Annotated in this window: 15 protein-coding genes and 1 pseudogene; all 16 read left to right on the forward strand. The window is 39.3% G+C overall.

The genetic code is table 11. The features are described from left to right. Positions 1 to 373, forward strand: a pseudogene (locus Q0625_RS03705) (phage tail tape measure protein); the annotation flags it as partial. Then, positions 373 to 660 (forward strand): oxidase, encoded by a 288-nt coding sequence (locus Q0625_RS03710; protein WP_298823554.1) that lies wholly within the window; start codon positions 373 to 375, stop codon positions 658 to 660. The pseudogene Q0625_RS03705 and the gene Q0625_RS03710, both read left to right, overlap by 1 nt. 3 nt (positions 661 to 663) lie before the next feature. Next, a complete protein-coding gene (locus tag Q0625_RS03715) occupies positions 664 to 897 on the forward strand; it encodes a hypothetical protein (protein WP_298823555.1) in 234 nt (77 codons plus the stop codon). A gap of 18 nt (positions 898 to 915) precedes the next feature. Then, positions 916 to 1458, forward strand: coding sequence for a phage holin family protein (locus Q0625_RS03720; RefSeq protein ID WP_298823557.1), 543 nt, complete (start codon positions 916 to 918; stop codon positions 1456 to 1458). Continuing rightward, positions 1436 to 1732, forward strand: a complete 297-nt coding sequence (locus Q0625_RS03725; protein ID WP_298823559.1) for a hypothetical protein — start codon at positions 1436 to 1438, stop codon at positions 1730 to 1732. Before Q0625_RS03720 ends, Q0625_RS03725 begins: the two co-directional genes overlap by 23 nt. 25 nt (positions 1733 to 1757) lie before the next feature. After that, positions 1758 to 2606: a nucleotidyltransferase gene (locus Q0625_RS03730; protein WP_298823561.1), complete on the forward strand. Its 849-nt coding sequence runs from the start codon at positions 1758 to 1760 to the stop codon at positions 2604 to 2606. Further along, a complete protein-coding gene (locus Q0625_RS03735) occupies positions 2603 to 3067 on the forward strand; it encodes a hypothetical protein (protein WP_298823563.1) in 465 nt (154 codons plus the stop codon). The genes Q0625_RS03730 and Q0625_RS03735 overlap by 4 nt, the downstream gene beginning before the upstream one ends. Continuing rightward, entirely contained in the window at positions 3060 to 3923 is an 864-nt protein-coding gene (locus Q0625_RS03740; protein WP_298823564.1) for a hypothetical protein, read from the forward strand. The genes Q0625_RS03735 and Q0625_RS03740 overlap by 8 nt, the downstream gene beginning before the upstream one ends. Positions 3924 to 3952: 29 nt before the next feature. After that, positions 3953 to 5344: a hypothetical protein gene (locus Q0625_RS03745; protein WP_298823567.1), complete on the forward strand. Its 1392-nt coding sequence runs from the start codon at positions 3953 to 3955 to the stop codon at positions 5342 to 5344. 60 nt (positions 5345 to 5404) lie between these two features. Continuing rightward, positions 5405 to 5956, forward strand: a complete 552-nt coding sequence (locus Q0625_RS03750; protein ID WP_298823569.1) for a hypothetical protein — start codon at positions 5405 to 5407, stop codon at positions 5954 to 5956. Between the two features lie 119 nt (positions 5957 to 6075). Continuing rightward, positions 6076 to 6504: an N-acetylmuramoyl-L-alanine amidase gene (locus Q0625_RS03755; protein WP_298823571.1), complete on the forward strand. Its 429-nt coding sequence runs from the start codon at positions 6076 to 6078 to the stop codon at positions 6502 to 6504. 16 nt (positions 6505 to 6520) lie between these two features. Further along, positions 6521 to 6679 (forward strand): hypothetical protein, encoded by a 159-nt coding sequence (locus Q0625_RS03760; RefSeq protein WP_298823572.1) that lies wholly within the window; start codon positions 6521 to 6523, stop codon positions 6677 to 6679. Beyond that, positions 6676 to 7197, forward strand: a complete 522-nt coding sequence (locus Q0625_RS03765) for a hypothetical protein (protein WP_298823574.1) — start codon at positions 6676 to 6678, stop codon at positions 7195 to 7197. The genes Q0625_RS03760 and Q0625_RS03765 overlap by 4 nt, the downstream gene beginning before the upstream one ends. A 216-nt stretch (positions 7198 to 7413) precedes the next feature. Further along, positions 7414 to 8253: a DNA adenine methylase gene (locus Q0625_RS03770; RefSeq protein ID WP_298823576.1), complete on the forward strand. Its 840-nt coding sequence runs from the start codon at positions 7414 to 7416 to the stop codon at positions 8251 to 8253. After that, positions 8240 to 9034, forward strand: coding sequence for a DNA adenine methylase (locus tag Q0625_RS03775; RefSeq protein WP_298823578.1), 795 nt, complete (start codon positions 8240 to 8242; stop codon positions 9032 to 9034). Before Q0625_RS03770 ends, Q0625_RS03775 begins: the two co-directional genes overlap by 14 nt. A 161-nt stretch (positions 9035 to 9195) precedes the next feature. After that, the coding region (locus tag Q0625_RS03780) for a DUF6493 family protein (protein ID WP_298823580.1) at positions 9196 to 9933 on the forward strand (738 nt) is incomplete at its 3' end.

Genomic DNA, 9933 nt, shown 5'->3' on the forward strand with positions numbered 1-9933 from the left:
AGGTGAGGCAGAGGCTAAAGCTAAAGAAGCTCTTGGCAAAGCGTGGGACTCTTTAGAGTTTAAGAGCTTTAAGGAGGTAAAAGACGGACTAATGGGCAAGCTGGGTATGAAAACTGAAAGTAGTTCCATGCCAGGGATAAGCCCTATTACGGGAGACGCTACAGCTACCACAGGAGAAGGAGCTAAAACCAAAGACAACATTGTATCAGGAGGTACCCGACAAACACATATCAATATACAAATAGGCAATGTAGGCACCGATACTAAGGTATATGTATCGTCCGTACGTGAAGGAGTAGAGAACTTTGGAGCAATGGTGAAAGAGGAACTCCTCAGAGCAATTAATAGTATAAACCAGTTGCAGACAAGCTAATGAAAGATATACTCATAGATGACAACAATGACCTACGCTTATTGGCAGGTGATTTTGAGGTGGGGTACTCTGATAACCAACAACAAAAGGCTATACTCACTACTGAAAAGGGAGAATGGAAAGAACATCCAGAAGTAGGGGTAGGCATCGCCCAAATGCTCGCAGATGACCTCTATACCGAAGTACTCATCGAAATAAAGAAACAATTGGAGTATGATGGTATGCAGATTAACGATGTAGCCCTAAAAGAGGGCGGCAAGTTACTAATTGATGGACAATATAATTAATCTATGGCACTAAACAAAGAACAACTCAAACAAGGCATTATCCGACTACAACAGTATATGCTTACCAAAACCGATGCCTCAATGGAAGAGTATGCCGAACGCTTAGCCTCTCTTATTAACGATTTTGTTAAGAGTGGCGAGGTAACGGTGAAAGCAGGTATATCTGTAAGCACGGCAGGAACAGCAGCCGCTCAGACAGGTTCCACTACCAGTGTAGGAATGGGAACCATAAGCTAAAAAAATAAACTAAGAAAGATGATATCACTCAATTACATTTTACAAGGATTTGGATTTAGGGATAGCAAAGACTTCCTACACTCTTCCTTTGGTCACACCTTTTCAGCTCTTTTTATCAAAATGGACGTAATACTCTCCTTTCTGTTTGCCACTGTGCATTTTCTATTTGGTTTCAATCATTTATTCCTTACCGCTTATGTGGTATTGTTAGTGTTTGAATGGGTTACAGGAGTGCAAGCCTCCCGCAAACGAGGTGAAAAGCACGAGAGTCGCAAATTCGGACGTATGTTGTTGAAGATAGCCACCTACTTAGTGCCTATTTATATACTACATACCTTCTCGGCTAATGTGGAGTTTCCAAGTCTTGGAGGTTTTGAGTTTGACCCCTTCCACTGGCTTTACTGGATAGTACTTATAGGGATTATATGGCAACTCGTGGTGAGTCTCTTGGAGAACTTAGATTGTTTAGGCTTTCGCTTTGCTAAAGTACTGCTCAAGATAATCAATAAGAAGTTTTATAAAACTTTTGAATTAGAAGATGACAATAACAGTCCTACATAATCAAAGTCTATTAGACCTCGCCCTGCAACATACAGGTACCATTGAGAGTATCTTTGAGTTGGCTGTACTGAATGAAAAGAACATTACCGACGATATGGTAGCGGGAGCTTCCCTACTTATAGGAGAAATCTCCAACAAGGATATCCTTAACTATTACACGGCTAAGGGTATACAACCCGCCACAGCCTTTACCAAGTCGGACAAGCAAATCTTTGAACGCCTTGAAGGTATTAGCATTTGGGCAATTAACCTTGATTTTGTAGTAAGGGGCTAAACTACTAACAACTAACAACTGAACCATGGCACGAAGCATACAAGAAATACAAACCCTTATTCTACAGGCTAAGGCGCAAGAGCCCGCCCTTAATGAACTCAATAGCACCTCCAAAGTAGCTATATGGCGCTTGTGGGTCTATATCATTTCAGTAGCAATATGGAGTTTGGAAAAGATTTTTGACCTACACAGGGCAGATATTGATAGGAGAATTGCCGAGCTTAAACCAGGTACAGCCAAATGGTATTATAGCAGGGCCTTAGCCTTTCAATACGGCTTTGACCTGCTGCCAGATAGCGACAAGTTCAACAATCATGGAAGAACAGAGGAACAGATAGAAGCGAGCAAGGTAGTCAAGTATTGTGCTGTCACTGATGCCCCAACTGAGAGCCGTATCGTGATAAAGATAGCTACAGATAATGCAGGTACGCTCACCCCCGTGACAGCTCACCAACAAGAGGCATTTAGTCGCTATATCAATGAAATCAAGTATGCAGGGGTCTATGTTACAATATTGAATAACCAACCCGATTGGCTCAAACTCTCTATCCGCATTGTTCGTAACCCACTTATTCTGAACGAGAATGGAATGAATGTTAATTCGGGCAAGCAAACGGTAAAAGAAGCCATTAAGGATTACCTCAAGCGTTTACCCTTCAACGGCGAGCTCTCCCTACAAGCCCTTACCGATGTTATTCAAGGCGTGGAGGGGGTCAAGGATGTGAGTATAGACCTCGCCCAAACCAAATGGATAGAAAGGAGTATATGGGGTAATTTCCAAGAGATAAATATAAGTCGCATACCCGAAAGTGGTTATTTTGCGGTGAATTTTGATACAAATAACGACACCAAAAGCACTATTACCTACCTATGAGAATCTTTGAACTCAATTTACGGAGGCTCGTTATCTTGCTACTGCCTACTTTTTTAAGAAAAGCACGCCTTGTAGCTTGGTTACAGATACTTATTGCACCTTTGGAACAACTCCAATATAGCTTTAACCAAAAGCGGAATAGCGACCTGGTAACCCTCACGCATAACGGACAGAAATGCTATCTAAGGAAGATTCTCAATGATAGTTTTGACCAAACATTAAGGCGTATCCGCATAGAGGATATGACTCACTTTAACGCACTGTATATCTATACGGAGGCGGAAAATCAACCTGTATATTTAGAGGAAAAATACCTATATACTTCGGGAGAAATGCAAGTGAGTGGGGTGAATTTCTCCGTACGTATACCGAAGACATTACGAACAAGAAATGTAGAGATTAAAGCCCTTATTGAGGCTTACAAGATAGCATCTAAGAGATATATAATAATTTATGAATAAAATCAACTTTGACAACACAGGAGGGTTTCCCTTGGGTGCCTATACCCTCAAATTTATGCAGCAGAGCTACCAATTGCTCAATGCACTGGGCAATATAGCGGGGAACCTAAGTATTCTTTGGGGCTGTGATCGGGTAGGTCGTAGCATTACCGATGGAGTGGTATATATCAATGGCGAGGTGCTTCCCTTCAAAGGTGCACCCATATCCGAAAAGGTCATTATTGTAGAGACCACACGTAAACGAATATTCAAGGATGGCGTAGAGAAAGCCGTAGAATATACCCGCTATGCTACTTTTGGCAACAGCACAAGTGGACTTCTATGGGCGAACTTTAAAAGGTTTTTAAATAACCAACAAATAGAAGCCCAATCCTTTACAGATGAGAATTCCTTACTCAAGCGATTGGAAAAGCTAGAAGAGCGAGTAGAAAAGACAGTACCTATAGGATTAGTCGCTATATGGGACAGACCGGCTTCAGAAATCCCAGAAGGTTGGGTGGAGCATACTGAAATGCAGGGGGCAGTACCTGTGGGACATAAGAGAGATGATAGTGATTTCGGAGCAATAGGAACGAAAGTAGGGAGTAAAACGGTACGCATTGAGAAAAACAACTTACCCGAAATGGAACTTGACTTAAAAAATAAAAATGGAAGTGGTTTTGAAGTCCTTGGTCTTGACCTTATCAATTATAATGGAAATAATGTGGGTGGATGGATTAATAGTGGGTCTATTCCTAGTTGGGGAAAAGAATCAGGTAACAATATTAAAGCTCTCCTCAAAGGAGGTGAGCAACCTATTGATAATATTCAGCCTTCACGAATAGTTAAATTTATTCGTTTTGTTGGATTCAATTAAAATCCTTTAACCTTTCATTCTAAAATACAATGATTACACCATTATCAACCTTAAAGCGTTGGTTTTCCAACTTTATGAAGCCTAACCAAGAGCACTTTTGGGCGATATTTGACAGTTTCCGCCATAAAAGTGAGAAAGTCCCTATGGAAGATATAGACGGGTTAACTACGGCTTTAGAGGGTACCGCTTCTGCGGAGCAGCTACAGAACCACTTAAGAGATTCCCATGCCCATAGTGAGTTGTTAGATAAAAAAGTCGATAAAGTACCAGGGAAGATGTTATCATCCAATGATTTCACCAATGAACTACGTGCCAAATTAGAGGGATTGCGGAATGTGGATATATCGCAGCTACTACCCAAGGGAGGCTATACTGGGACAGCTCAGAACCTGAAGGACCTAATAGATAACATCATGCGGATCTTGCAGTCTCCTGATACGGAACTGGACGAACTGCGGGAGATCGTCGCTTATATCAAGCAGAACAAACGCACCTTGGACACCTTGGGTATATCCAATATAGCGGGCTTGCAGGATGCCCTCAATGGCAAAGCACCCACAGACCATAACCACGATGATCGCTACTCCCGATTGGGGCACACTCACACAGAATACGCCTATCGTACTCATAGGCACCATTGGGATGACATAGACGGAAAGCCTAGTATGGATTTTATTCCTACCTCTTGGAATAAGAGGAATAATAAAGAAGTCATAAGGACACAAACATCTGATAATTGGCTAAGGATTAATGACCTCAACAGCCATACTAACGGTGTGTATTTTGGAACATCTGTTATAAGAACAGATGGTCAAGTACAAGTAGGAGAAAGTGGAGCAGAAGCGGTATTGTCAGATTTAGGGCTTACCTTAAAGAAAAGACTTAGAATCAATGCATGGGCTGGAGGAGATGGTGCTGACATTAAGTGTAAGGGTAGAATGCAAATTGCTTCTTCTTCAGGTATAATTGATTTTAGAAAAATTTTTGATGACTTGGTTAATTGGAATGGAAATGCAACTGTTACTATAGATATTAATGATGGTTTGATAAAACTCAATGGTATCAAAACAAATGTAAATCCATCAGGAGAAAGGGTTTTTGCAACAGATGGTCAAACGATACATCTGGCAGATTATATAGGGACAAGTGGTTCTATTTCCTCCAATTGGATGATGGGTGCTGCATGGTATGGTAGGACTATTAATGTAATGGCAAATGCTATTGTTAATGTTTCAACAATGGCAGAAAATAGAAATGTGGTGTTTCGTAAATGTTTTGCAGGTGGAGCGGTTACCTTCAACACAACAGGAAAACAAGTGGTATATACAGGAGATAACACCTTCAATGGGGGTGATGGAAGTACCGCTGTGGTGAGTACGGCTGGTGGAAATAAGATGTACATTGATATTAGGAATGTATGATCCCCCTAGCCCCCGAAGGGGGAACAAATGACAAGTGACTAATGACAAATTACTAATAAGATGAATGTGATACAATTTTTTGATTGGGGAGGTGGAATAAAAGAAAATTATGTTCCTTTCTTTAAAGTAATAGTAAAAAATATTTTTGTTAATCAAAAAGGTATTGAACTTACAAAGAAAATTCCTATAACACTACCTTATGACACTACAATTGCTATAGATACTGTAATGAATAATAAAGTAGTAGCGGGTACAGTTTATAAGACTAAAAAAAGCGACCTTCGTAAGGAAGGTTCAGATCTTATTTGCCAAACTTATCTCAAACATAATTTTAGATTATCACAAAAACAACATTCGTTTTCAATACATTGTAATACAAATGATATTCCTTATTTTGCACCCCTTGATGCATACTGGAGAGGCGATGTATATATAGGAGGAAGAAAGATAAAAAATGGATATATCATTAATGGTGTTAAAGTATATAATGCTAATATTCAAATTGCTTTGGCTGGAAATAATGAATTGGGGTGGGTTTTTGAAGATAATTTGGAAGAAATACCATTTAATAGTCTTTTTGGGAAGGAAATAGAATTAAGAATAAGAAATTAAGTTCATATTTTTAAAGTCTTATGGAAGAATTTATCAAAAAACACTTACCCTTTGCTCTGTCTCCAGAGCGCAAGACGGGTATTTCAGTGATATTTATTAATATTTAAAATCAAAATACCATGAAAAAAAGCAAACGAACTATTAAGTACCTCGTGGTACATTGTTCCGCTACCCCTGAAGGGCGAGTACATACTGCTAAGGATATAGACCTATGGCATAAACAAAGAGGTTTTACCGAAATAGGTTACAACTATATCGTCCGCCTTGACGGGACCGTAGAAGAGGGCAGAGATGTCAATAAAGTCCCTGCCCACGTGGAAGGGCACAACTCCGATAGCATAGGGATATGCTACATTGGGGGCATTGACAAAAACACCTTACAGCCTAAAGATACCCGAACAAAGGAACAGAAGGAGGCTATTTTGGAGCTTTTAAGAGAGTTGAGAAAGTTGTACCCCGATGCAGTGATACAAGGACACCGAGATTTTTTAGGAGTAAAAAAGGCTTGCCCATGCTTTAACGCTAAGGAGGAGTACCAAAATATCTAATCGTAAATTGTTAATTATGATAGAAGTAAATGAACTAAAAAAAGAGTATGAAAGTCTCCTCACTAAAGTAGAACAATTACCACGAAGTCGAGAGCTTTCCTTGGTGATTACCAAGTTGGAAGAGGGTCTTATGTGGCTTGAAAAATCAATCAAAAAAAGTCAAAGCAATGTATGAGAAAGAAATTGTATTTACTATTAGCTCTTATGGTGCTTTTTGGTTGCAAGAGCAAGAAATCAAACCGAACCGAGCACAGAGAAGAGCGGCAGAGCGAAAGAAAGGAAACCAAAGACAGCTCCTCACACGTAGAGAAGTCCCAAAAGGTCGTTACTTTTGATCTTCAGCACTCACAATCTTACGAACTCACCCTTGAGAGTGATAGGGATAGCATGGGCAATGCCAAGGAGTTGGTATATTATCGCATACGAGACGGCGATAGTGAAACCATAAGAGTACAGGGAGGAAAGGTTACCCTTAAAACCATAGACAACCTTTCTAAGAGCCTACAGCAGGCTGATAGTACTCTTGTTATAAATAATCAGATAAGTCAAAAAAGCGAGGTGAAAAAGCAGGAAACAAACCAAAGCAAACAAGTAGAAAAGCAAGTACAGGGCACGCCAATAAGGTATATCTTTTGGATATTAGTTGTTGGAGTATTAGTGTATGTTGCTTGGAGATTAAAACTGTTTCGGTGAAGATTAAATCGCTTTTAAAGCACTTTTAAACACTGCTAAAATAGGAGGACAAGCAGTAAAAAAATGTCCTCCGCTTTAAAAAACTCTCACATCTCTTAAATACGAACTCGAAAGCCCTACGGAGGACAATAAGTCTTCTGTGGGTTTTCGAGTTTGTTCATATGAGATGTGAGAGGCACAAAAGTACAAAGAATAACTAAAACAACCAAATAAACCATGAAAAATTATTCTCAATCACCCCTTCCTTTTCAAGGACAAAAGAGGAAGTTTGTCAAGCACTTCAAAGAGGCTTTAAAGGCTTTCCCCGACAAGGCTACCTATGTAGATTTATTCGGAGGCTCTGGACTACTATCCCATACTATCAAGCAGGAAAAACCCTTAGCTCGTGTTATATGGAACGATTATGACAACTTTGCCCGCCGATTAGAGTGTATTCCTATCACCAATGAGATATTAGCTCAATTACGCCCTATAGTAGAGGGAAAAGCCAAAGGGGAACGAATAGATGACCTAAAGCCTGCTATATTGGAGGTTATCCAGCAATATCCTATTGATAAAGTAGATTTTATCTCTTTATCTGCAAGTTTGCTTTTCAGTGGAAAATATGCTACCTCCTTACGAGGCTTGGAAAAGGAAAATTTTTACAATTGTATCATCAAAACCCCTTATAACAGTGAGAGCTATTTACACGGTGTTGAGCGTAGGAGTACCGATTATAAGGAACTTATCTATGAGTTCGCTAATACAGAGGATGTCGTATTTATCCTTGACCCGCCCTATCTCTCCACCGATGTCTCGTCCTATACAGGGGGAAATTATTGGAAACTCAAGGACTATCTGCAAATTGTCAAGAGTTTGAATACAATGCCCATGTATGTATATTTCAGCTCTAATAAAGGGCAGTTATTAGACCTATTTGACTTCCTTTGTAATGAGTATGACTTCCCCAGTCCTTTCAAAGGTACAGAACGAATAATAATCAATACAAGCGTGAATTTCCTAAGTACTTACGAAGATATAATGATCTACAAAAAATCAAAGCATGAAATCAACTAATAAGATTTGGCAACGCACCCCCATTTCATACTATGGAGGAAAGCAAACCATGTTGCCCTATATATTACCACTTATACCCAAACATGAAGTATATACCGAAGCCTTTTTTGGTGGTGGAGCTGTCTTTTGGGCAAAGGAGAAAGCTAAAACAGAAATCATCAATGACTTCAATGCCAATGTTTATACGTTTTACAAGGTCCTGCAAACTCGCTTTACTGAGCTTCAAACCCTCGTAAAGCAGTCAATTGTGAGCCGAGAAGCCTACAAATCCGCATTGGTAATATACCATGCTCCATTTGCTTTTACAGAAATACAACGAGCTTGGGCATTTTGGTACGCCACTAACTGTGGTTACTCTAACCAAGTAGGCAACTGTCGTATCACCACCAACAGCAAGAATGTGTCAATCCTCAACAACAAGATAGCCAACTTTACCGACATCTATTCCGCTCGTTTGCAGAACGTACAGATAGACAATACCGATGCTTGTGAAGTGATATCCTTACGAGACACTCCTAATACTTTTCACTACATAGACCCACCCTATGTAGGAGCCAAGCAAGGACATTATGGAGGATATGAGCAAGAACATTTCAATCAACTACTCTACACCTTAACCACAGTCAAAGGTAAGTTCCTACTTAGTTCCTACCCTAATGAGGAACTCAATAAGTATGTACAGCAGTACGGTTGGCATCAGAAGGAGATAACTATGCACTTGGGAAGTAGTAATAGTGGTAAGAAGAGGTTAGAAGTATTGACTGCTAACTATCCTATATAGGCAAAAAAACACGGAGTATATCCGTGTTTTTTTAGTATCTTTGCGCCATGTATTTTCGCACAAAAAATGTACTTTTCATTTTGATTTTTGGTACATTTCGTTTTGCCGATTATAACTATCTTTGTCCTTTAATCATCATTATTTTCTAATTTTTTCATTCTATGAAATTTGAAGCATTAGACAAAGAACTACAAAACTTATTATACAGCCGTGACAACTCTAAGCTGATTTCAGTACTCAAAGAGCGAAAAAATCCACTACACTTAGAACAACTTGCTCAGTTAGATGTGAAGAGTTGTAAGAATTTAGGATTTCCTGTACTATGGTCGCTATATGAAAATGATTTTATCCCATTTGAGGAAGATTTTTTAATAGAAAAGCTATGTGATGCTTTGTTTCTAATGAGCAAACACAAAGAAATAGAGAGTTTTATACTTAAAAGACCCCGTATTGCTAAAGAAATAGGAGAGAAACTACCTTCCTATTTCCTTGAAAAAAGACATATTTATGTTACAGAATATGAAAAAATAGTTGATTTTGGAGCAAAAGGATTTTTTAAAGGTACCCAACTAGTACCTAACTTCTTGGAATCCTTACTCAGTCCTATGAAGACCTATACAGCCAATACTTATTGCGATATCATTGAGAGTTGCAAACCCACAGCGGAGGAACTCCTTCCTTCTCAGCAAACCCTTTTTGCCCTGCTCAGTAGCGACAAGACCTCGGTAGTGAATTTTGTGATGAAGCTCATCAAGCAAATAGCTGACGAAAAAGACTTTGATTTCCAAACCTTTGCCGATAACTTTGCCCTGTGTTTTGCTACCCAAAAGATAGCCAAATCACAGCTAATAGGTTTGGATATTTTAGCAAAGCATTACAAAAAACAACCTCCTATAAAT

It is taken from the genome of uncultured Capnocytophaga sp. (assembly GCF_938029845.1).
Lineage (GTDB): Bacteria > Bacteroidota > Bacteroidia > Flavobacteriales > Flavobacteriaceae > Capnocytophaga.